The 22622-nt window shown below is 66.1% G+C and carries 19 protein-coding genes and 3 tRNA genes; 11 read left to right on the top strand and 11 right to left on the bottom strand.

The genetic code is table 11. From position 1 onward, the window contains the following. The first annotated feature begins 134 nt into the window (after window positions 1-134). Complete coding sequence (locus tag JL37_RS29640) at window positions 135-1265, top strand: IS481 family transposase (protein ID WP_043549060.1); 1131 nt, start codon at window positions 135-137, stop codon at window positions 1263-1265. 609 nt (window positions 1266-1874) lie between these two features. On the opposite strand, the gene JL37_RS29635 is transcribed toward JL37_RS29640, so the two are convergent. The 6 genes from JL37_RS29635 to radC all read right to left on the bottom strand — a co-directional run bounded on the left by JL37_RS29635 (window position 1875) and on the right by radC (window position 8046). After that, window positions 1875-3278 carry an MATE family efflux transporter gene (locus JL37_RS29635; protein WP_043549056.1) on the bottom strand — a complete coding sequence of 468 codons (1404 nt, stop codon included), beginning with the start codon at window positions 3276-3278 and terminating at the stop codon, window positions 1875-1877. Continuing rightward, window positions 3275-5005 carry a glycosyltransferase family 39 protein gene (locus JL37_RS29630; RefSeq protein ID WP_043549054.1) on the bottom strand — a complete coding sequence of 577 codons (1731 nt, stop codon included), beginning with the start codon at window positions 5003-5005 and terminating at the stop codon, window positions 3275-3277. The genes JL37_RS29635 and JL37_RS29630 overlap by 4 nt, the downstream gene beginning before the upstream one ends. A 124-nt stretch (window positions 5006-5129) precedes the next feature. Beyond that, window positions 5130-5396 (bottom strand): type B 50S ribosomal protein L31, encoded by a 267-nt coding sequence (locus JL37_RS29625; protein WP_043549053.1) that lies wholly within the window; start codon window positions 5394-5396, stop codon window positions 5130-5132. A 202-nt stretch (window positions 5397-5598) separates the two neighbouring features. Next, entirely contained in the window at window positions 5599-6447 is an 849-nt protein-coding gene (gene kynA / locus JL37_RS29620) for a tryptophan 2,3-dioxygenase (RefSeq protein ID WP_043549052.1), read from the bottom strand. Window positions 6448-6632: 185 nt separating this feature from the next. After that, on the bottom strand, window positions 6633-7259 hold the full coding sequence (gene kynB, locus JL37_RS29615; RefSeq protein WP_043549050.1) for an arylformamidase: 627 nt from the start codon (window positions 7257-7259) through the stop codon (window positions 6633-6635). A 109-nt stretch (window positions 7260-7368) separates the two neighbouring features. Next, entirely contained in the window at window positions 7369-8046 is a 678-nt protein-coding gene (gene radC, locus JL37_RS29610) for a DNA repair protein RadC (RefSeq protein WP_043549049.1), read from the bottom strand. A gap of 50 nt (window positions 8047-8096) precedes the next feature. Here radC and JL37_RS29605 point away from each other — a divergent pair, with 50 nt between their 5' ends. The 3 genes from JL37_RS29605 to maiA are packed head-to-tail and all read left to right on the top strand — an operon-like array spanning window position 8097 to window position 10245. Further along, the gene (locus JL37_RS29605) at window positions 8097-8573 is read left to right on the top strand and encodes a peptidylprolyl isomerase (protein ID WP_081955266.1); all 477 of its coding nucleotides are present in this window, start codon (window positions 8097-8099) and stop codon (window positions 8571-8573) included. Continuing rightward, window positions 8573-9550 carry a 4-hydroxy-3-methylbut-2-enyl diphosphate reductase gene (gene ispH / locus JL37_RS29600; protein ID WP_043549045.1) on the top strand — a complete coding sequence of 326 codons (978 nt, stop codon included), beginning with the start codon at window positions 8573-8575 and terminating at the stop codon, window positions 9548-9550. The genes JL37_RS29605 and ispH overlap by 1 nt, the downstream gene beginning before the upstream one ends. A gap of 50 nt (window positions 9551-9600) precedes the next feature. Beyond that, the gene (maiA, locus tag JL37_RS29595) at window positions 9601-10245 is read left to right on the top strand and encodes a maleylacetoacetate isomerase (RefSeq protein ID WP_043549044.1); all 645 of its coding nucleotides are present in this window, start codon (window positions 9601-9603) and stop codon (window positions 10243-10245) included. A 31-nt stretch (window positions 10246-10276) separates the two neighbouring features. Here maiA and JL37_RS29590 read toward each other — a convergent pair whose 3' ends face one another. The 4 genes from JL37_RS29590 to JL37_RS29575 form a co-directional block, all read right to left on the bottom strand. After that, on the bottom strand, window positions 10277-11716 hold the full coding sequence (locus JL37_RS29590; protein WP_043549071.1) for a DegQ family serine endoprotease: 1440 nt from the start codon (window positions 11714-11716) through the stop codon (window positions 10277-10279). A 64-nt stretch (window positions 11717-11780) separates the two neighbouring features. Beyond that, window positions 11781-13109, bottom strand: a complete 1329-nt coding sequence (locus tag JL37_RS29585; RefSeq protein ID WP_043549041.1) for an ATP-binding protein — start codon at window positions 13107-13109, stop codon at window positions 11781-11783. Then, entirely contained in the window at window positions 13106-13765 is a 660-nt protein-coding gene (locus tag JL37_RS29580; RefSeq protein ID WP_043549040.1) for a response regulator, read from the bottom strand. Before JL37_RS29580 ends, JL37_RS29585 begins: the two co-directional genes overlap by 4 nt. Before the next feature lie 142 nt (window positions 13766-13907). After that, window positions 13908-13983, bottom strand: a tRNA-Thr gene (locus JL37_RS29575). 232 nt (window positions 13984-14215) lie between these two features. Between JL37_RS29575 and JL37_RS29570 the strand changes: the two genes are divergently transcribed. The 3 genes from JL37_RS29570 to JL37_RS29560 all read left to right on the top strand — a co-directional run bounded on the left by JL37_RS29570 (window position 14216) and on the right by JL37_RS29560 (window position 16431). After that, window positions 14216-14291 (top strand) — tRNA-Asn (locus JL37_RS29570). 114 nt (window positions 14292-14405) lie between these two features. Further along, on the top strand, window positions 14406-15419 hold the full coding sequence (locus JL37_RS29565; protein ID WP_043549037.1) for a GTP-binding protein: 1014 nt from the start codon (window positions 14406-14408) through the stop codon (window positions 15417-15419). 106 nt (window positions 15420-15525) lie between these two features. After that, complete coding sequence (locus JL37_RS29560) at window positions 15526-16431, top strand: LysR family transcriptional regulator (RefSeq protein ID WP_081955264.1); 906 nt, start codon at window positions 15526-15528, stop codon at window positions 16429-16431. A gap of 672 nt (window positions 16432-17103) precedes the next feature. On the opposite strand, the gene JL37_RS29555 is transcribed toward JL37_RS29560, so the two are convergent. After that, a tRNA-Met gene (locus JL37_RS29555) sits at window positions 17104-17180 on the bottom strand. A gap of 61 nt (window positions 17181-17241) precedes the next feature. Here JL37_RS29555 and scpB point away from each other — a divergent pair. The 4 genes from scpB (at window position 17242) to nusA (ending at window position 22614) form a co-directional block, all read left to right on the top strand. Next, window positions 17242-18492, top strand: a complete 1251-nt coding sequence (scpB, locus tag JL37_RS29550) for an SMC-Scp complex subunit ScpB (protein ID WP_043549036.1) — start codon at window positions 17242-17244, stop codon at window positions 18490-18492. Further along, a complete protein-coding gene (rluB, locus tag JL37_RS29545; protein WP_052097699.1) occupies window positions 18489-20300 on the top strand; it encodes a 23S rRNA pseudouridine(2605) synthase RluB in 1812 nt (603 codons plus the stop codon). Before scpB ends, rluB begins: the two co-directional genes overlap by 4 nt. 335 nt (window positions 20301-20635) lie before the next feature. After that, entirely contained in the window at window positions 20636-21139 is a 504-nt protein-coding gene (gene rimP, locus JL37_RS29540) for a ribosome maturation factor RimP (RefSeq protein WP_043549031.1), read from the top strand. After that, window positions 21136-22614: a transcription termination factor NusA gene (gene nusA / locus JL37_RS29535; protein WP_043549030.1), complete on the top strand. Its 1479-nt coding sequence runs from the start codon at window positions 21136-21138 to the stop codon at window positions 22612-22614. The genes rimP and nusA overlap by 4 nt, the downstream gene beginning before the upstream one ends. Window positions 22615-22622: the final 8 nt, after the last annotated feature.

The following is a 22622-nucleotide window of genomic DNA, read 5'->3' as shown; positions in this document are numbered from 1 at the left end:
AAGGCGCAGCGTGGGGGCTATTTTTGCCGCCGGGCCGCCCCAAGGCAAAAACGGTGTATGGACCGGGGACATGGGTAACAGGTGTACGAGGACATAGGTGACACTTTTCCGGGTTAGGTGCCCGGGAGAGTTCCATGCCTTGGAGTCCAGTTACCGTGAACGATCAGAAGACCGAGTTTGTGGCGTTGGCCGGGCAGGCTAACGCCAACATGAGCGAGCTGTGCCGGCGTTTCGGCATCAGTCGTAAGACTGGATATAAGTGGCTTGGCCGGCATGAACAGCACGGGCCAGCCGGGCTTGAACCGCTATCGAGGCGCCCTCGGCACACACCGGGGCGTACAGCCGAGGCGCTTGAGGCTCAGGTCCTTGAGGTCAGGCAACATCATCCGGCCTGGGGCGGGCGCAAGATCGCCCATGTGCTGCTACGCGATCAAGGGGTAAGGCTCGCACCCAGCACCGTCACGGAGGTGCTGCGTCGCCATGGATGTTTGGCAGATACCCCGCCCGGCTCAGGCAGGGCCTGGCATCGGTTCGAGCACGAAGCCCCCAACGACCTGTGGCAGATGGACTTCAAGGGTCACTTCGCCACGGACCGTCAGCGTTGCCATCCGCTGACGGTCATCGACGACCACTCGCGTTACAACATCGTTCTGCAGGCCATGGCTGCCGAACGCTTCGAGCCAGTGCAGGCCGCGCTACTGCAAGCGTTCTCCCGCTACGGCCTGCCCAGGCGCATCAACACCGATAACGGCACGCCTTGGGCCGCCTCAGGCATGGATGCGTTGACGCGGTTGGCTGTCTGGTTCATACGGCTTGGCATCGAGCTGACGCATAGCAGGCCCGCACATCCGCAGAGTAACGGTAAGGACGAGCGCTTCCATCGCACCTTCAAGGCTGAGGTCCTCGGTACTCGGCGCTTCCGAGATCTGGACGATGCCCAGCGCCAGTTCGATCCGTGGCGTCGAATCTACAACCACGAGCGCCCACACCAGGCGCTAGACATGCAAACGCCCGCGCAACGTTATCGGCCAAGCGTACGCTCGATGCCACGGGTTCTGCCGCCCATCGTTTACGCCGCGGACACGTTGGTGCGCAAGGTCCAGTACGGAGGGTGGGTCGACCTACAAGGGCGACAGTTGCGTCTATCCGCCGGATTACGGGGTCAATACGTCGCCTTCAGACCGAGGCGAGACGAGGATGGCTCCTTCGACATCCTCTTCTGCCATCACTGCCTCGGACAAGTGGATCTGAAGGCCATGAAGTAAGCTGATCAACCTGTTACCCATGTTCCCGTACACCTGTTACCTATGTCCCCGGTCTGTACACTGGCCCGCCTTGGGGCGGCCCGGCGGCGGGCCGGCCATTCTTGCGGAGGCAGTGGATGCTCCCCCCATGCCGCGCACGCTACGCGCATTGCTGCCCCCCAAGGGGGCTGGCCCGCCTTGGGGCGGCCCGGCGGCGGGCCGGCCATTCTTGCGGAGGCTGTGGATGCTCCCCCTATGCCGCGCACGCTACGCGCATTGCTGCCCCCCAAGGGGGCTGGCCCGCCTTGGGGCGGCCCGGCGGCGGGCCGGCCATTCTTGCGGAGGCTGTGGATGCGCCCCCCATGCCGCGCACGCTACGCGCGTTGCTGCCCCCCAAGGGGGCTGGCCCGCCTTGGGGCGGCCCGGCGGCGGGCCGGCCATTCTTGCGGAGGCTGTGGATGCGCCCCCCCATGCCGCGTGGGGGTGTCAGACACCCGGGGAGGTTTGCTTTAATGTGAAAGGGCGTCTCGTACGGGTGTCAGACACTTGCAGATTTGTGTCTGACACCCGTACGAGACGCCCTTTCATCGTACGCCGACGCCCCCGGGGTGTCTGACACCCCCAAAAAACCTAGCCCCCGGCGGCGCCCCGCACGATGCGCCGATACCAGAAATGCAGCAGGGCGGCCGACAGCGCCAGGCCGACCATGGCCATCAGCCACATGCTGCCGGCGCCCTGGGGCGAGCCGGGTACGAGGATGGCACGCACGCCGTCCAAGCCGCCCTGGCCGGGACCGAAGCCGAACCACCAGCCGCCGATCAGGCCCACGCCCGCCAGGGCCACCACCTGCAGCAGCAGGGGCACCACCGCCACCTTGTAGGCGCGCAGCAGGTAGGAGTTGATGCATTGCATCGAATCGAAGAGGTGGAACAGCGGCAGCACGGCCAGCAGCGTGGTCGCCACAGCCGCCACGCCGGGGTTGTCGGTATAGGCCGCCAGGATGAGCGGTCGACCGATAAGCAGCACCGCGGCCGTCAGCAGGGCGCCCAGGATGCCGAGCGCCAGGCCGGCCATGCCGGTGCGGTGCGCGTGGTCCAGGTTGCCGGCGCCGATGGCCTGCGCGGTCAGGGCTGCCGTGGCCACGCCCAGCGCCATGGGCATCATGTAGCAAAGCGCGGCCAGGTTCGACATGATCTGGTGGCCGCCGGTCACGAAAGTGCCTTCGCGCGCCACCAGCAGGGCCATGAACGTGAAGGCCGAGACCTCCACCAGGTACGAGCCACCCATGGGGATGCCCAGGCGCAGCAGTTCCTTCAGCGTCTTCCAGTCGGGCCTGCCTACCCGCAGCTTGAAGCGCCGGTAGTAGCGGTCGTGCGTGATGACCCACAACCCCAGCCCTAGGCTGATCCACGAAACCATGGCGGTCGCGAGGCCGGCGCCGGTGGCGCCCATGGCCGGCAGGCCCAGCTTGCCGTAGATGAGCACCCAGTTGAAAAAGGCCTTGAAGCCGATGGCCGTCAGGTTGATCGCCATGACCAGCTTGGGACGCGATACCGAGGTGCCCAGCGCGTAGATGGTGCGGAACACTAGCGCGGCGGGCAGGGCCAGCACCAGGGCCTGCAGATAGGAGCCGACGCGCGCGCGCACCGCCGGGTCGACTTCGCCCGACAGCGATAGCCACATGTCGGGGAACAGCATCAGGGCCGCGCCCACGACGGACAGGCCGAGGGCCAGCCAGACGCCCTGGCCCCAGCTGCGTCCCACTTCGAGATTCTGGCCCGCGCCGAAGTGCTGGGCCAGGATGGGGATCAGGGCATGCACCACCCCCATCAGCCCAACGAAGATGGTGATGTAGATGGAGGCGGACAAGGCCATGGCGGCCAGGTCGTTGGCGCTGGAATGGCCCGTCATGGCGGTATCCAGCACGCCGAAGGAAATGCCGGCCCATTGGCTGACCAGCACCGGCCAGGCCTGCTTGGCTATGCCTCGCAGGGTGGCGCCGAAGGTCATCGGCGCGGGGGACGCCGGCGTCATCGGTTCGAACCGATGCGAAGCAGGCGGAATACTTCCTGCCGGTCCGCTCGCCGGCCACCTTGCCACAGCACGTCGGCGCCTTCGCTATAGGCGGCGGTGTTGTCGCGCAGGCTCTGGTTGCTGGTCTGCTGCAGGATCAGAGTGCACTTCGCGTCGAACGTGAACGTCAGGTTATTGAAGATCAGGAATGAGGCGCGCTGGCCGCTGCCCAGGCTCAGGCCGCGCACGCATTCGCCCGGACGGATGTTCTGCTCCAGGGCCTGGGCCAGTTGCCCTGATACGGTGCGGTAGCTGCGCGCATAGTCGACCGCCGGCTGCCACAGCAGCACGAGCAGGATCCAGGTCACGGTCAGCCCGCCGGCCGACAGCACGGTGCCGCGCCATAGCGCTTGCGGTTTCACGCGCAGCCGCCACACGACCAGCGCGATCCAGGCCAGCGTGAACACCACGGCCAGGGCGAAAGCGACCCAGGAAATGACCGGCTCGTAGCCCGTGGTCTGGCGGGCGATGTTGCGCGAAATCTGCGCGGGCCAGTGGAAGTGCAGGGCCACCCAGCCGAGCCAGACGGTGGCCGCGGTCAGCGAAAAGCACATGACGGCGAACCAGTCCAGCGTGTTGACCACGCCGCGGCGCAGCGTCGGCAGGGAAAAGGCGGCCAGCACGGCGCAGGGGGCGGCCAGCAGCACGTACTCGGCGTCAGTGGCCTCTTCCAGGCCGAACAGCACCAGCGTGGAGCAGGCGAGCAGGGTCAGGGGCAGCCAGATGTGTGGCGCGTAGATCCAGGAGCGCCAGCGCCAGATGGCCAGCAGGGCGAGCGGCCAGGTCGGCCACAGATACCAGGGGAGATCGCGCAGCGTGCGCCCCATGTCGTGCCAGGACGGCAAGGCGAAGGACGACAGGTTCCAGGTCTTCCAGTTGCGGATCCAGTATTCGCTGCCGTGGCTGGCGGGGATCCACCAGGCCAAGATCAGGACGACGGTGACCAGCGCCGCCCAGGGCAGCCAGCGGCGGCACCGCCACAGCTGGGTGCGCGGGTAGAAGGCAAGCAGCGAGCCGGCCATGATGGGGATCGCGCCCACCCAGCCGCGGGTCAGGAAGCTGGCGGCCAGGGCGATGCCCAGGGTGGTGCAGCCCGTGAAGGGACGGTCCACGCTGCGGGCGAGCGAATAGAAGGCCAGCGCCTGCCACGCCATGATGGCGGGTACGACGGTGGTTTCATGGGTGCGCTGCAGGATGCCGACGGTGGCGAGCAGCAGGAGCAGCGCGGCATCCGCCAACATGCGGCCGTAGTCGCGCGGCTCGGGTTCGCCGCCGAAGGGCAGGGCCAGGGGCTGGGCTTCGGCGCGGCGGCCCAGCAGATAGGTGCCGTACCAGACGCTGGTGGTGGTGATCGCGAACCACAGCAGATTGGGCAGGCGGCCGGCGGGGATGTCGCCGATGATCGGGCCGAACAGCCAGATGCAGAATGCGCCCACCCAGGTGATCAGCGGGCCTTCCTCGGCATGGGCCAGCAAGCCGACCTGCGGCAGCAGCCAGGTGATGCCGCCCTCGCGGATCGCCGTGATCATGGTCGCCAATCCGACCGCATCGTCCGTTTTCCACGGGTCGCGCATGAACAGGCCGGCCACGATATAGGCCAGCAACAGGCCCAGGAGTATCAGCCGGGGCAGTTTCGCGGTGGCCACGGACGTCAGCCGGGCCGGCGTGGAAAAGGATAGTGGGGACACGGGCGTTAATGTAACCGAGTGGTCGGGTTGCGCTAACCCCCAGCACAGGAATAGGCAGCTAGGGAGGAAAAAAAAGCAGCCCGAAGGCTGCCTTTTTGCTGTGGCTCCTGCGGGAGCGACAGGATCAGGAAGCGGACTTGACCGTGCCAGCGGTACGGGCGAAGCGGGCGCGGAACTTTTCCACGCGGCCGGTTTCGACGATACGCGTCTGGGCGCCCGTGTAGAACGGGTGCGATTCGGAGGTCACGTCGCACTTGAAGAGCGGGTACGTCTTGCCGTCCAGATCGATCGTTTCGCGCGTTTGCACGGTCGAACGGGTGATGAACTTGTTGCCCGTTTGCAGGTCGGCGAAGACGACTTCGCGGTATTCGGGGTGAATGCCTTCTTTCATGGTGCTTTCCTAGGGCTCTTTCGAGCCTTCCTCGGTTGTTAGGGTCGCCAGCCAGGACGCCAAGCATCCAACATCGGCGCTAGCCACGTATCCAAAAAGTAACCCTGAATTCTAGCACGGGAATTTTTTGCGGACCATGGAAAACCGACGGGTAGCGCCCGGACGATGCCCGTCGAAATTGGGGTCATAAGGCGCGCATTCCTTAGAGATCGGTGCGCAGCTTCCAGATTTCGGGGAACAGCACCACTTCCAGCATGCGGCGCAGGTAGGCGACGCCGGAGGTGCCCCCCGTGCCGCGCTTGAAGCCGATGACCCGTTCCACCGTCGTGACGTGGCGGAATCGCCACAGCCGGAACGCGTCTTCCAGGTCCGTCAGCTTTTCGCCCAGCTGATAAAGGTCCCAATAGCGCTCGGGCTGCCGGTAAACGGTCAGCCAGGCCGCCTCGACCCCTTCCGAGGATTGATAGGGCTGGGTCCAGTCCCGCTGGAGATGGTCCGCGGGCACGTCCAGGCCCTGGCGCGCCAGCAGCCGCAGCGCTTCATCGTACAGGGAGGGCGCCTCGTAGGCGCTCTGCACCTGGGCCAGCAGGTCCGCCCGGTGCCCGTGCGGCTTGAGCATGGCTGCGTTCTTGTTGCCAAGCAGGAATTCGATCTGGCGGTACTGGTAGCTCTGGAATCCGCTGGAACGCGCAAGATAGGGGCGCAACGCGGAATACTCGGGTGGCGTCATGGTCGCCAGCACGTCCCAGGCGTGCACCAACTGCTCCATGATTTTGCTGACCCGGGCCAGCATCTTGAAGGCGGGCTGGAGGCGGTCGGCCGCCACGTTGTCGATGGCGCCGCGCAATTCATGCAGCATCAGCTTCATCCAGAGCTCGCTCGTCTGGTGCTGGATGATGAAAAGCATTTCGTTGTGCTCGGGCGACAGCGGATGCTGCGCGCCCAGCAGGGCGTCCAGGTGCAGGTAGTCGCCGTAGGTCATGTCGCGCGTGAAATCCAGCTGCGCCTTTTCCTCGCGGACGATGTCTTCGGGGCGTTCGGTCTGGCTCATGCGCGGCCTCCTTGGCAGGGCGGGGCGGCACGGCGCGCCGATGCGGGCAGCGCGCGCCAGCAGGGCGCATGGACGCGGGCGCAAGCCAGTGCCGCGCGAGGGGCTAGATGATGTCTCATTGTGGTGCTTCCAGAATGGGGCGGCGGGAAGATCGCATTGCGCCGCCCGAAGGCCGTCGGACCAGCCTACAGTTCGCGCAGGACTGCGCGGACCGGGCTGGCATCCGCCTGGACCAGCGCCAACGGCAGCGCGATCAACTCGTAATCGCCTTCCGGCACGGCATCGAGCACCAGGTTTTCCAGTACCCGCATATCGTGCCGCAAGATCGTGTGGTGGCTGTCCAGGGTCTTGCTGGAGGCGGGGTCGATGCTGGCCGTATCCAGCCCGATCAGCATGACGCCGCGTTCGGCGAGCCACTCGATGGTCTGGGGGGCGTAGGCGGAAAAATCGTCGGTCCACCAGTCTTGCGCGGCATGCTTGGCCGTGCGGACCAGCACGCGGGGCGGCAGGTTCAGGGCGGCATGGGCCAGGTGGTCGACGGTGATGAGCGGGCCGCAGTCGATGGCGTGGATGACGCGGCAAGGGCCCAGGAAGGGCTCCAGCGCGACGGACCCGATGGCGGCGGCGCCATTCTGGTAGTGCAGGGGGGCATCGGCATGCGCCCCGATATGCGGCGACAGCGTGATTTCGCTGACGTTTACCGGACAGCCGGGCTCGAGCGACCATTTCCATTGCTGGCGGTACGGCGTGTCGCCTGGAAAGACAGGCGAAGCAGCGGAGACGGGCGGGGAAATATCCCACAGGCGCTTCATGTCGGGCGGAAATGTCGGGCGGAAAAAGGGGAGCGCAATGCTGGAATTAGGTTAAGCCTAAAGCAATAACGGGCGGTAGTCTAACGAATTCCGGCGCGTGGCGCAGTGCCTACAGGGTGCCCCGTTCCGCCATGGACACCACGGTGCCGCCGGCGACCACCAGATGGTCCACGAGCTTGATGTCCACCAGGGCCAACGCTTTCTTCAGGTGCTGGGTAAAGCTGTGGTCGGCGGCGCTGGGCTCGGCCACGCCCGAGGGGTGGTTGTGGGCGATGATGAGGGCGGCCGCATGGTGGCGCAGGGCCTCGCGCACGACTTCGCGGGGATAGACCGAGGCTTGCGACAGCGTGCCGCGCGCCAGTTCGCCGGTGGCGATCAGCCGCAGCTGGTTGTCCAGGTAGAGGGCGATGCAGTGCTCCACCCGGCGGTGGCCCAGCGCGACTTTGCAATATTGTTTTACCTGCCAGGGGTGGTCCAGGCTGCTGACCTGGGGCAGTTCCTCTTCGATGGCGCGGCGGGCCAGCTCCAGCAGTGCGGCAAGCATGCAGGCCTTGGCGGCTCCCAGGCCGGGAACCGCCATCAGTTCTTCGGGCGCGGCCCCCAGCAGGCCCCGCAGGCCGCCGAACTGCCTGAGCAGCCGGTTACATAATTCCACTACGTGCAGGCCGGGAATGCCCGTGCGCAGGGTGACGGCGAGCAGCTCCGCGTCCTGGAGCGCGGCGGCGCCGTGACGCAGCAGCCGCTCCCGGGGACGCTCGTGTTTTGGCAGCCGGACGGACAATTTCATAAGAAGCTCTAAAATCAAGGTTCATTCAATTGCCTATACGGTGGCAGATCTTGAGCACCGCCTCTAATGAAGTGAACGTTTTGGTCCGTCCGGATTCCTACCTGACGCTGCACTACCGGATTACGCTGGCCTCCGGCCCAGGCAAGGATTCAGTGTTCGCCGACACCTTCGACGGCCGTCCCGGCACGCTGCAGATGGGCAGCGGCCAGTGGGCGCCCGGCCTGGAAGCGGCGCTGATCGGCCGCGCCGAAGGCGAGCGCTTCAGCGTTACCGTGGCGCCCGCCGACGCCTATGGCGAGCGCAATCCGGAACTCATCCAACGCGTCACGCGCGCGATGCTCGCCGAGCACGCCGGCGCCGACGCCACGTTCGAACCGGGCGACCTGGTGGAATTCGCCGCGCCCAATGGCGGACGCTATTCGGGCGTTCTGAAGGAAATCAACGAGGAATCGGCGCTGTTCGATTTCAACCACCCGCTCGCGGGCATCAGCCTGCGGGTCGACGTGGCGCTCCTGGGGGTGCTCTGATGAGCCAGGCTGTAACCGCTTCCGACGCCGAAGTCCTGCTGGCGCAGCCGCGCGGCTTCTGCGCGGGCGTGGATCGCGCCATCGATATCGTCGAGCGCGCGCTTGAATTGCACGGCGCGCCGATCTACGTGCGCCACGAGATCGTCCACAACCGTTACGTGGTGGACGACCTGCGCGCCAAAGGCGCCGTTTTCATCGACGAGCTGGACGATGCGCCTTCGGGTTCCATCGTGGTGTTTTCGGCCCATGGCGTGTCCAAGGCGGTGCGGGCCGAGGCCGAGGCGCGAGGCCTGCAGGTGTTCGACGCCACGTGTCCGCTGGTCACGAAAGTCCATATCGAAGTCGCGCGCATGAGGGCGGCGGGGCGCGAGATCGTCATGATCGGCCACAAGGGCCATCCCGAGGTCGAAGGCACGCTGGGCCAGGCCCAGGGCGGCATGTACCTGGTCGAGACGGTGGAAGACGTCGCCGGCCTGCAGGTGGCCGATCCGGAGAACCTCGCCTACGTCACGCAGACCACCCTGTCCGTGGATGACGCAGCGGCAGTGTCCCAGGCCCTCAAGGCGCGCTTCCCCAGCATCGTCGAGCCCAAGAAGAGCGATATCTGCTACGCCACCCAGAACCGCCAGGACGCGGTCAAGGTGATGGCGCCGGATTGCGATCTGGTGCTGGTGGTCGGCAGCCCCAACAGCTCCAACTCGAACCGCCTGCGCGAGGTGGCCGAACGCAAGGGCGTGGCGTCTTTCCTGATCGACGGCGCGCAGTCCATCGATCCGGCCTGGCTGGTCGGCCGCAAGCGCATCGGCGTGACGGCGGGCGCCTCGGCGCCCGAGATTCTGGTGCAGCAGGTGATCGATCGCGTCAAGGAGCTGGGCGCGGTGTCGGTGCGCACCATGCCGGGCCTGGAGGAGAACGTGGCGTTCCCGCTGCCCAAGGGCCTGTCGCGCAAGTCGGCGCAAACGGAATCGCTGGAATAGGCGCGGGCGCCGCCGCGGGCGGCCCCGGATCAGAACATCAAGGAGACTTCATGCAGTTGTACAGCTACTTCCGCAGCTCGGCCGCGTACCGGGTGCGCATCGCCCTCAACCTGAAGGGCCTGCCCTACGAGTACGTGCCGGTGCACCTGCTGAAGGACGGCGGGCAGCAGTTGTCGGCCGAGTATCGCAAGATGAATCCGACCGGCCTGGTGCCGACGCTGGTCGACGGCGACGCCGTCATCGGGCAGTCGCTGGCCATCATCGAGTACCTGGAAGAAACGCATCCGCAGACGCCGTTGCTGCCGGCCGACGCGATCGGCCGCGCGCGCGTGCGGGACCTGGCCCTGGGCATCGCCTGCGATACCCATCCGCTGAACAATCTGCGCGTGCTCAAGTATCTGAAGCACACCCTGGGCGTGGACGAAGACGCCAAGACCGCCTGGTACCAGCACTGGGTGCACCAGGGCCTGGAAGCCCTGGAGACGCAGCTGGCGAACTCCGGCGCCACCGGCCGTTTCTGCCACGGGGATGCGCCGACGCTCGCCGACGTGTGCCTGGTGCCCCAGGTGGCCAACGCGCAGCGTTTCGGCTGCGATCTGTCGGCCATGCCCAATATCGTGCGCATCGACGCGGCCTGCCGCGAGCTGCCCGCCTTCGATGCGGCCGCGCCGGGCAAGCAGCCCGACGCGGAATAACGCCAGCCCCCGGAAGGAGGGCTGTCCGGCTTCAGCCGATCTGCACCGGCACGAAGATCTTGTCTTCGCCGCGCTGCACCAGCAGGGCAACCGTCTTGCCGGCCTTGGACAGCGCCTCCTTGACCTGCCCGACGTTGTGCACGGGCACCCCGTTCAGGGACAGCAGCACGTCGCCGGCTTCGATGCCGGCCTTGGCGGCCGGTCCGATGGACCGTTCGATCAACAGGCCTTCGGCGCCCGCCGCCTGCTGCTCCTGCGGGCTCAGCGGCCGCAGCGCCAGGCCCAGCTGGCCGCGCTGCACTTCCTGGTCTCCCGCCGACGCTTGCGTCTTGTCCGCGGGGACGCCGCCCAGGGTGGCGACCAGTTCCTTGTGCGCGCCGTTGCGCCAGATGTCCAGCTTGATCTTCTCGCCGGGCGAGGCCAGCGTGATGGTGGAAGCCAGGTCGCCCGACGACACGATGGTCTTGCCGTCGATCTGCCGGACCACGTCGCCCGGCTGCAGCCCGGCCTTGGCGGCGGCGCTGCCCTTTTCGACGCTGGACACGAGCGCTCCCGTGGGGGAATCCAGCTTGAAGGAGTCGGCCAGGTCCTGGTTCACTTCCTGCACTGTCACGCCCAGCCTGGCGTGGCGCACCTTGCCATGTTCCAGGATCTGGTCCTTGACCTTGTAGGCCACGTCGATCGGGATCGAGAAGGACAGGCCCTGGAACCCGCCCGTGCGGCTGTAGATCTGCGAATTGATGCCCACGACTTCGCCGCGGTCGTTGAACAGCGGACCGCCGGAGTTTCCGGGGTTGACCGCCACGTCCGTCTGGATGAAGGGGACCGAGGTGTCGTCGGGCAGCGAGCGGCCCTTGGCGCTGACGATGCCCGCCGTGGCCGTATTCTCGAGGCCATAGGGCGAGCCGATGGCCAGCACCCATTCGCCCACCTGCAACTGGTTGACGTCGCCCACCTTGACCACGGGCAGGTTCTTGGCGTCGATCTTGATGACGGCGACGTCCGTCTGCGGGTCCGAACCCAGCACCTTGGCCTTGTATTCGCGGCGGTCCGTCAGCTTGACGGTGACTTCCTTGGCGTCCTGCACCACGTGCGCATTGGTCAGGATGATGCCGTCGCTGCTGACAATGAAGCCGGAGCCTTCGCCGCGCATGGGCACTTCGCGGGAGGGCATCTGGCCGCGTCCGCCGGGGAACTGGCCGAAGAACTGGGCGAACGGGTCCATGTCTTCGGCGGACACCTTGCGGGTGCCGCTGACGCTGATATTCACCACGGCCGGGCCGTAGTCGCGCGTGATCTGCGCGAAGTTGGGCGGGCTGGACGGATTGATCGCCTGGAAAGAGGAGGCGGCCGGCGCGGTGGCCGCCATCGAAACGCCGCCGATGACGGCGGTCGCGCCGGCGCCGCCTATGGCGCCTGCTGCCAGCAGCGCCATCACCAGGCGCGAGGGCTTCATTTGGGAGGTCTTCATGTCGGCTCCTGCGTTCATGTTGAAGGACATGGCGCTATCTTCGGGCCTGACACTTAGGGGAGTCTTAAGCCGGGAAAACCACCTTCACACGCAGGCCCTGGCCGGACGGCGCGTCTTGCAGCTCGATCGTCGCTCCGTGCCGGTCGGCGATGGCGCGCGCGATGGCAAGCCCCAGTCCGCTGCCGTGCTCGCCATTGCCCTCGATGCGGTAGAAGCGGTCGAACACGCGTTCGCGCTCTTCCGGCGCGATGCCGGGGCCTTCGTCATCGACCAGCAGCGTGGCCTGCCCGGGAGCCTGCTCCAGGCGCAGGCGGATGCGCTTGCCGGCGGGCGTGTATTTGATCGCGTTGTCCAGCAGGTTGCGGGCAAGCAGGGCAAGCGCGTCCCGATGGCCCTGCACCCAGGCCTGCTGGGCGCCGTCCAGGTCCACCGTGATCGATTTCGCGTTGGCCTGGGGCAGCGTTTCGGACAGGGCCTGGCGCAGCACGTCCGCCAGGTCCACCGACTCGGCGGGCGCGTGCCCGGCCGTGTTTTCATGGCGCGCCATGGATAGCAGCTGCTCCACCAGCCGCGTGGCGCGGTCGATGCCGGCCGTCAGGCGCTGCTCGGCCACCCGGCGCGCGTCGGCGTCGCTCGCGCGCTGCAAGGCCTGCGACTGCAGGCGCAGCGCCGCCAGCGGAGACCGCAGTTCATGCGCGGCGTCGCCCACGAATTGCTTTTGCTGCGCGAAGGCGCCCCGCATGCGCTCGAGCAGCAGGTTCAGCTCCTGGACCAGCGGCCGGATTTCGTCGGGCAGCCCTTGCACGCTGACGGGCGACAGGTCCTCCGGCTGCCGCGCCGCCACTTGCGCGCGCGCCCGTTTCACGGGCCGCAGCGACCAGCTGACCACGCACCAGATGATCAGCATCAGCAGCGGCGCCGCGGCCGCGATGGGGGCGACGGTGCGCAGCGCCAGCGCGCGCGCCATGTTTTTGCGCACCTCCATGTCCTGCGCGACCTGGATGACCTGGAAGGGCGTGGCCAGCGAGTACACGCGGTAGGTGCTGCCCTCCATTCTTGCGTCGGAGAATCCCAGGATGATCTGGTCGGGCAGGGGGCGGCGCGAACGCGAATTGAAGACGCGCACGCCGTCCGGCGTCCAGATCTGGATGATGAGGTCGTCGGCCATGGGCGAGCCCGCGCCGCGCGCATGCCGAGGCCCCGCGCTGAGCAGTCCGTCGCCGGTGCCCAGCGACAGGGCGGTGCGTTGCAGCAGTGAATCGAAGATATCGTCGGCCTGCGCCAGCGTGCTGCGATAGGCGATCGCGCCTTGCACCAGCGCGCCGACCACGATCGCGGCCAGCAGGAAGAAAAGCAGCCGGGCCCTCAGCGAATAGCTAAGCGGAATGCTCATGTTTTGGGGATGACATAGCCGACGCCTCTGACGTTCTGGATCAGGTTGGGACCCAATTTCTTGCGCAGGCCATGAATATAAACCTCAACCGCGTTGCTGCTGATGCTGTCCTTCCAGCTATACAGTTTTTCTTCCAGCTGGGCGCGCGAGAAGATCATGCCCGGGCGCGCGATCAGGGGTTCGAGCACTGCCCACTCGCGGGCAGTCAGCGCCACGGGGGCGCCATCCACCATGGCGGCATGGGATTGCGGATCGATGGTGATGCCTTCGTGCTCGAACACCGGTTCGGCGCGGCCCGCGCTGCGGCGGATCAGCGCGCGCATGCGGGCCAGCAATTCGTCCACGTCGTAGGGCTTGACGATGTAGTCGTCCGCACCGGCGTCCAGCCCGGCGATCCGGTCGCTGACCGCGTCGCGGGCGGTGGCGATCAGCACCGGCGTGCGGTCCTTGCGCGAGCGCAGGTCGCGCAGCAGCGCAAGGCCGTCGCGCCTGGGCAGGCCCAGGTCCAGCAGGATCAGGTCGTAGGCGTCGGTGCGCAGCGCGAGTTCCGCGGCATTGCCGTCCTTGACCCAGTCGACGGCATAGTGCTCCGCGCGCAGGCAGTCCAGCACGCTTTCGCCGATCATGATGTCGTCTTCGACAAGGAGAATGCGCATGGCGGTGTCCGCAGGATGGTCCGGTAAGTTGGACGCGTGCTGGCGGGCGGGAGTTCCCTGGGAAGGGGGGCTCAGGTAGCGCGCCGCAGGTAGTGCACTCGGAAATGAAAAAAGCAGCCCGGGTGGGCTGCTTTTTGAATTCTGGTGCCGGCAATAGGAGTCGAACCTACGACCTTCGCATTACGAATGCGCTGCTCTACCAACTGAGCTATGCCGGCAAGACCATTTGCTTGGGTTCCATTGAGTTCCGGGCGACGCCGAAACAGGAAAGCAAAAATCTTTCTTAGTGCTTTCTCCGGATCGCTTGCCCTTGTTTATGGGGGCTGATCTGGAAAGACCGAAATCATATCAGAGTTTTTTGCCGATGTGAAACAGGCAGGGGAAAAGTTGCGAAAAAAGTGTGGACTTGCATAAGCCGAAAATTTCGTTCATAATTTCGTTCTTAGCAGTTCCCCGATAGCTCAGTCGGTAGAGCGACGGACTGTTAATCCGCAGGTCGCTGGTTCGAGCCCAGCTCGGGGAGCCAAAGAATTCAGGGCCATTCACGCAAGTGAATGGCCCTTTTGGTTTTCGCCGCAGCCCGTAACTTGGCTGCAGGGCGGTTGCTTGGGCGGCGCGCCGGGGTGGGCAGGGTCATCGGATGGTTCATATGGAAAACGACAAGCGCATCGGCGTCACGGTGATTTCCGGCTTTCTGGGCAGCGGCAAGACGACGCTTCTCAATCGCCTGCTGCGCGACCCGGCCTATTCCGACGCGGTCGTGATCGTCAACGAATACGGCGAAGTGGGCGTCGACCATCACCTGGTCCGGCAGGCGCGAGACAACGTCGTCCTGGTCGAGGGCGGATGCCTGTGCTGCGTGGTCAGCGGCGCCGTGGTCGATACCTTGCGCGACCTCTTCATGCAGGCCGTCAGCCGCCGGATCAAGCCGTTTCGCCGCGTGCTTATCGAGACCAGCGGGCTGGCGGATCCCGCGCCCATCCTGTTCACGCTCAAGCATGACCGCTTCCTGTCCGAACGCTACGACTACCGGGGAGCGATCGTGCTCGTGGATGCGCGCCATGGCGTGGATCAACTGGCGGGGCAGCCGGAAGCGTCGCGGCAGCTTGCCCTGGCCGATGCCGTGGTATTCAGCAAATCGGACCTGGTGCATGCCGAGCAGCTGCGCCGTGTCGAGCAGGCTGTCGTGGCAGTCAATCCGGGCGCGCAACGTTGCGTGCAGCGACCCGACGAGCCCCTCGTTGATGTGCTGCGAGGCGGGCCGGCCGCGCACGCCGGGCGCGACGGCGTCGCGCTGGCGAATTGGCTGCGCCCTTTTTCGGCGCGGCCGCCGGCCGGGCATGCGCACCAGGCGGCCAGTTTTTCGCTGGTCCTGGACGTGCCCATCAGCCGGCCGGCCTTTCTTGCCGGGGTATCACGGATCCAGGAGCGTTTCGGGCCGGCCTTGCTCCGGATGAAGGGGTTGGTGTGCTTCGAGGGCGAGGTTTTGCCGTGCGAGGTGCACGGGGTGCATGGCGAGCTCTATCCGATCCGGCAGCTGGCCCAATGGCCGGACGATGACCACGCGTCGCGGCTTGTGTGCATTCTGCGCGGCCAGGACGGCGGCGAGCTCCGGGACGCCGTCAGCGAGGCGTTGGGGCAGCGGGCGGCCTGACGGCGCCGGGTGGCGGCCCTGGGTCCGCCTGCCTTCGATTTCTGATGTCGGTGTTGCACGGAAATACGGTATAACCGATCGGTCTGATGCAAAAATCGAGACAATCATGGATCGTCTGAAAGCCATGCAGGTGTTCGTCGAGGTCGCCGACAGGGGTAGTCTGTCGGCGGCGGCGGTGCATCTGGATATGTCGCGCGCCATGGTGTCGCGCTACCTGGCGGAAATGGAGCAGTGGGTCGGCGTGCGCCTGTTGCACCGCACGACGCGCCGCCTGAGCCTGACCCCGGCGGGCGCCGAAACGCTGCCACGCTGCCGGCAGATGCTGGACATGGTGGGGGACTTGCGCGGCGCGGTCGCCACGCCCGACGATACGCCGCGCGGCCTCCTGCGCATCACCACCAGCATGTCCTTCGGTTCCCGTCATCTGGCCAGCGCCATTACCGATTACGTGAAGCTGCATCCGGGCGCCTCGGTGGACCTGATGCTCGTCGACCGGGCCGTCAATCTGGTTGAAGAGCGCGTCGACCTGGCCGTGCGCATTACCAATGACCTGGATCCCAATCTGATCGCCCGCAAACTGGCAGTTTGCCGTTCGGTCGTCTGCGCGTCGCCGGAGTATCTGGAGCGCGAGGGGACGCCTGCGCGGATCGAGGACCTTTCCTTGCGCAATTGCCTGACCCATTCCTACTTCGGCAAGAGCCTGTGGCGTTTCGAGCGCGATGGCGTGCCCGTGGACGTGCCGGTAAGCGGCAACATCAGCGCGAACGAAGTGTCGGTGCTGACGCGCGCCGCGCTGGAGGGAGCGGGTATTGCGATGCTGCCGACCTACTATGCCTCCGAGTACGTGGCGGCCGGCCGGCTGCGGGCCATCCTGACGCACTGCAAGCCCCAGGAACTGGGCATCTACGGCATTTACGCGTCGCGCCGCCAGATGCCGCTGATTTTGCGTTCGATGCTGGATTTTCTGGTCGAACGGCTGGAATCCACGCCCTGGGACAAGCCCGCGGCGTAGCCGCCGGGGCGCCTTTGCGGAAGGCCGGCGCTTGAGGGCAGGGTAGTTGACGGTATAATTTGGCGACGGCTTGAGCGGGGCCCGGCGCGGTTGGCCGGGGCTTGTACCGGAAAGCCGTTGTGCGGCAGGCGGATGCCCGCCGTCATGTGGTCTTGGAAAATATCTAAGAATCGTAGTTTCGGCTCGGGGAAGAGCCGCGGCATCGCGGAACCGGTTTCCGGGTGCACGAGGGGAGGCGCATCGGGCTTCCGGATTGTGGCGGATCGTCCGCCGCGCCGTGGCGTTCGATGCCTGGCGATTCAGGTCCTTGATATCGTTGCCGCGGAAGGCGGTGCCGGGTTGCTGGCGTGCTCCGCTGGCTTGTTGGCGATTTATGCCAGCTTTTCCAGAAATTGCTTAAGGTGTTTGCCGCGCAGGGTCGCGGCAGGCATTCCGCCCAAGTCCGATTGGCGCGGCCGTTTCGGCGCATGGCCGAAGCGGGTGGCGGTACACACAGGAATCCAGTGAGAACTTCGCAAACCAACGCTGTCTGTTGCTGGCTCGCCATTGAGGCCGTTCGCCAGGCGGCGGGGCGCGCGGGTTTTGGCGCAGGCCTTGGCGGGGCGAAGCGCCGCGCGATTGGCGCGCCGCAAATGAAAAAGGCCCGGCGAATTCGCCAGGCCTCGATCAATTTGGTTGCGGGGGCAGGATTTGAACCTACGACCTTCGGGTTATGAGCCCGACGAGCTGCCAGACTGCTCCACCCCGCGTCTGAGAAATGAATAGTAGCCTTATTTTCAACCTAGCGCAAGTTAGCCCTTTTGAATTTGAATGTCGATGAACGATAGCGAGGCAATAGTCGTGCTCGAAACCGCGCTTTTATGCGCGGCGCAGCCGATGCAACTGTCCGAAATGCGCAAGCTATTCGGGGACGATGAACTATTCGACAATAGCGCGCTGCGCGCGCTGCTGGAGACGCTTCAGAACAACTGGGCGGATGGCGGCCTGGAGCTGGTGCAATTGGCGACCGGATGGCGCTTCCAGAGCCGTCCGCGCATGCAGCGCTATCTCGAACGGCTCAATCCGGAAAAACCGCCCAAGTATTCCCGCGCCGTCATGGAAACGCTGGCCATCGTGGCGTGGCGCCAGCCGGTCACGCGGGGCGATATCGAAGACATCCGCGGGGTGACCGTGTCTTCGCAGATCGTGAAAGCCCTGGAGGACCGCGGCTGGATCGAGGTCATCGGCCATCGCGATGCTCCCGGACGTCCCGCGCTGTTCGGCACGACGCGGCAGTTTCTCGATGACCTGGGGCTGCGCGCCCTGGACGAGCTGCCCGCGCTGGAGTCCGCGCAGGCCGCCGCGGCGCTTGCCGGCCTGGATCTGGGCGAAGTGCAGCAGGTGATGGGCGAATCTGCGGGCGATGCCGAGGAAGAGGCGGGGGGCGAAGGCGGGGCTGTTGCTGCTGAAGGCGAAGCCGTTGCCGGCGCCGGAGATGATGCCGAGGCTCGGGGCGATGCCGAGGTCCGGAGCGATGCCGAGGCTGGCGGCGAGAGCGGCGGTTCCGCCGAGGAAACCGCCGCGGATGATGCGCCCGCAGCGGCTATTCCAGTTGCGGAATTGTCTGTTTCGGAACAGGATATACCCATAGACCCGGTCGATAGCGTAGAATTCCGGCTTTCGCGCACAGAAGAAGGCGCGGATCCCGCCGACGAATCCACCGTCCGGGAGCAAGCCGAAGGCTTGTCCGATACGCCAGCCGCGCCCGGTTTTCCCGACGGCGAGGCCGGCAGCGACATTTCCGATATGGCCGCCGATGCCCCTGAGGCCGGTGCTGCAAAGGAAAGCGTCGAGAACGCAAAACACGCGGAACCGACCGACCCGATTGACGAGACCGATACCGCGGCGCCTGCCGCTGCCGGGCATGAGCCCGCATCCGGTCTTGCCGATCCTGTTCGGCCTGGCCCGGATGCCGCCTCCCCGGAATCGGACGAGGCAGGCCTTGAGCGGCCCGAGGCCGACCGAGAGTCGGCGTCCCCCGATGATGACGAGCCTGCCCCCGGCAGGCCTCCCCAAGTTTGAAATTCGGAGCTGTCCCAGTGACAACGAATACAACAGTGCAGGACGACAATCCCCGTTCGGATGACGCCGCTACGAGCGGCCAGCCGGAATCCTCCGCCGCGCGCGAGCCGGCGGCCGAAGGCGAGGCCGGTGCGCGTGGGCGCGGCCGCAAGCTGAGGACGCCTTTTCGCCGCCGCCGCGGCGACGCCTCGGCCGAGCAGGCGCCCGCTGGCGATGTCCAGCCCGCAGCGGCGGAAGCCGCCGCCCCGGTCGAGTCCCCGGATTCCCGAGGCACCGAGCAGGAAGCCGAGCAGGCCTTGTCGTACCTGGATACCGCCGACCGCATGGAGCAGCGGCTGGGCAAGTATCTGAACAGCGAGGCGGTCATGCCCAAGCTGCACAAGGTGCTGGCCGATGCTGGCATCGGGTCGCGCCGAGAAATGGAAGAGCTGATCGTTGCGGGCCGCGTGTCGGTCAACGGCGAGCCGGCGCACATCGGCCAGCGCGTCGCGCCCAACGACCAGGTCCGCGTCAACGGCAAGCCGATCGTGCGGACGAACACCAAGAAGCCTCCGCGCGTCATCCTGTACCACAAGCCCGCCGGCGAAATCGTCAGCCACGACGACCCTGGCGGCCGGGCGAGCGTCTTCGCCCGCCTGCCCAAGCTGCGCACCGGGAAGTGGCTGTCGGTCGGCCGCCTGGACCTGAATACCGAAGGCTTGCTGATCTTCACGACTTCCGGCGACATGGCCAACCGCATCATGCATCCGCGGTACGGCACGGAACGCGAGTACGCGGTCCGCGTGCTGGGCGAGATGGATGAGGCGCAACGCCAGTCGCTGGTCGACGGCATCCAGCTGGACGACGGCATGGCCGCATTCGGTTCCCTGGATTACCTGGGCGGCGACGGCAGCAACCGCTGGTACCGCGTCACCCTCCAGGAAGGCCGCAACCGCGAAGTCCGCCGCATGTTCGAAGCGGTGGGCGTCACCGTCAGCCGCCTGATCCGCACGCGTTTCGGCGACATCGTCCTGCCGCGCACGTTGCGCCGCGGCCGCTGGGACGAGCTGGATCCCTCCCTGGTCAGCGCGCTGATGGTCCAGTTGGGGCTGTTGCGCGAAGATGACGAGTCCGGCGGCAACCGCCGCCGTTCCAAGCAACCCCAATCCCATGACAGCGCCTTGCCGCCGGGCTTCGGCACGATGGACCGCAATGGCATGAACGGCGCTCGCATCGGCCGCCGCGGCAAGCTGCAAGGCGGCCGCCAGGGCAGCGCCGGCCAGGCGCAGGCTTGTCCCTCCGATCCCTTCGGCACCGGCCTGATGTTTGCGGGCGGCTATGCCAATGGCCACCCGCTGTCCGGCGAGGGCGGCAACCGCAAGGGCGGCAAGTCCGCGGGCGGGCGGGCGCAGCCGGCGGGCGGCAAGCCGGGAGGCAAGCCCGGCGGTAAGTCTGGCGGCAAGGGACGCGGGCCGCGCTCCGCCTCGGCGAACGGCCCCGCGGGCAACGTGGCGTCCGGCAATGTGGCCGAGGCGCCGGCCGGCGCCGGCCGCAAGGCCGCCGGGGGTGGAAAGTCCGGCGGCGGCAAGCCGGCGGGCGCTCGAGGCGGCAATGCGGGCCGCGGCGGCAAGCCGGCGGCGGCGGGCGGCCGTGGCGGAAACAAGGCCGAGGGCGCGCGTTCCGGCGGCAACAAGGGCCCGGGCGCCGGCGGCAAGCCGCGCGCGCCGCGCAGTGCGTCGCCGCGCGGCGATGACTGGCAGCCTCGCGGCGCTTCCGCGCACGAGTCGCGGCTTGGCGTGATGGGCGGACGCAGCCACCGGGGGCGTTGACCGGGGCAAAGCGGCGCGCTGGCCGCGCCGCCGGGTCCGATATGTCCCACATAAACGTAAGCCCGTGACGAATCAGGCGTTTTTCCAGTTTATCTGGTAAAATCAATGGTTTTCATGGCTTTCGCGTCTTTGCCTAGCCCGATGGTTGCCTCAGGCCGCCCAGCGTGGTTCAGGATTTCCGGGGGCGGCCCGATTGATGGGCCGTTGCGGCGCAGGCCAAAATTTAGGTCGCAATATAGGGCACTGCCCAGCATTGCTCCTTACGTGCAGTAGGGTGGCGGCTGGGCTCTGTGCAATACGGTGGGCTGGGCGTGCAGCCCATTTTTTTTGAGTATATGGCTGATTTATTCGCATTGACCAAAGAGGCTCTGGCCGGCATGGACGTCGAACTCGTCGACGTCGAGCGTGCCGCCCTGGGCCTTTTGCGCGTCACGATCGATCGGGTCGGCGGTGTGCGCATCGAAGACTGTGAGCAGGTATCCCGCCAGTTGTCGCGGGTGTTTGAAGTCGAGAACATCGACTACAAGCGGCTGGAAGTCGGTTCGCCGGGCGTGGACCGCCCGCTGCGCAACGAGGCCGACTTTCGCCGTTTCGCAGGCGAGCGCATCGAAATCAAGCTGCGCGAGGCATTGGACGGACGCAAGGTCTTTTCCGGCACGTTGACCGTGCCCGAAGAGGGCGCCGCAGCCTCCGACGCGGCTGCTGGGATGCAAAAGACCGTGTTCGGTCTCGAATTTGAGGCAAAAAAGAACGAAGTCCAGGTGTTGAATTTCACGGTCGAGGATATCGAACGTGCAAAACTGGATCCCGTTCTGGATTTCAAGGGCAAAAAGCGATGAGTCGCGAAATTCTTCTGTTGGTCGATGCCTTGGCGCGTGAAAAGAACGTCACGCGCGACGTCGTGTTCGGCGCGCTGGAAAGCGCTCTGGCCTCGGCGATGAAAAAGCGCTTCAAAGATGATGCGGACATCCGTGTCGCCATCGATAGGGATACGGGCGATCACGAAGGCTTCCGCCGCTGGCTGGTCGTGCCCGACGAGGCGGGCCTGCAAGAACCCGACAAGCAGGAAATGCTGTCGGACGCGCAGGAAATCGTCCCTGGCATCCAGGAAGGCGAATACATCGAAGAGCCGCTCGAACCCATCGAGTTCGGCCGCATCGGCGCGCAGGCGGCCAAGCAGGCCATTCTGCAGAAGATCCGCGACGCGGAACGCGAGCAGGTGCTGAACGATTTCCTGGAACGTGGCGAAACCATCGTGTCCGGCACGATCAAGCGCATGGACAAGGGCGACGCCATCATCGAAACCGGCAAGATCGAAGCGCGTCTGCCGCGCTCCGAGATGATCCCGAAGGAAAACCTCCGGGTGGCCGACCGCGTCCGCGCCTTTGTGTTGCGTGTCGACCACGCCGCGCGCGGCCAGCAGGTGATCCTGTCGCGCACCTCGCCCGAGTTCATCCGCCAGCTGTTCGAGAACGAAGTTCCCGAGATCGAGCAGGGCCTGCTCGAGATCAAGGCGGCTGCCCGCGACGCCGGCGTGCGTGCGAAGATCGCCGTGGTGGCATACGATAAGCGTATCGATCCGATCGGCACGTGCGTGGGCATGCGCGGTTCGCGCGTGACCGCAGTGCGCAACGAGCTGGGCGGCGAGCAGGTCGACATCGTGCTGTGGTCGGAAGACCCGGCGCAATTCGTCATCGGCGCCCTGGCGCCGGCCAACGTCGAGTCCATCGTCGTCGACGAAGACAAGCACGCGATGGACGTCGTTGTGGACGAGGAAAACCTGCCCAAGGCCATCGGCGCCAAGGGTCAGAACGTCCGCCTGGCTTCCGAGCTGACCGGCTGGCAGATCAACATCATGACGCCGGAAGAAAGCCTGAACCGCCAGGAAGTCGAGCGTTCGGGCCTGCGCGCCACGTTCATGAGCAAGCTGGACGTCGACGAGGAAGTCGCCGACATCCTGATCGATGAAGGTTTTACCGGTATCGAGGAAATCGCCTACGTTCCCATGCAGGAATTGCTGGAAATCGAAGCGTTTGACGAAGATACCATCAATGAGTTGCGCGCCCGTGCCCGCAATGCGCTGCTGACCGAGGCGATCGCCCAGGAAGAGCGCCTTGAGACCGCACAGGATTTGCTTGAACTCGAAGGCATGACGCCGGAACTGGCCGCCAAGCTGGCCGAGCGCCAAGTGCATACGCGTGACGATCTGGCCGAATTGGCGACGGACGAACTGGCGGAGATCGCCGGCTTGACCGAGCAGGACGCCAGCGACCTCATCATGCGTGCCCGCGCCCATTGGTTCGACGAAGAATAACCAAGGAC

Origin of the sequence: Achromobacter sp. RTa (assembly GCF_000757485.1) — a bacterium.
Taxonomy (GTDB): domain Bacteria; phylum Pseudomonadota; class Gammaproteobacteria; order Burkholderiales; family Burkholderiaceae_B; genus Achromobacter.
Note: the sequence above shows the minus strand (reverse complement) of the source record. Positions and strands in the feature narration are given on the sequence as shown.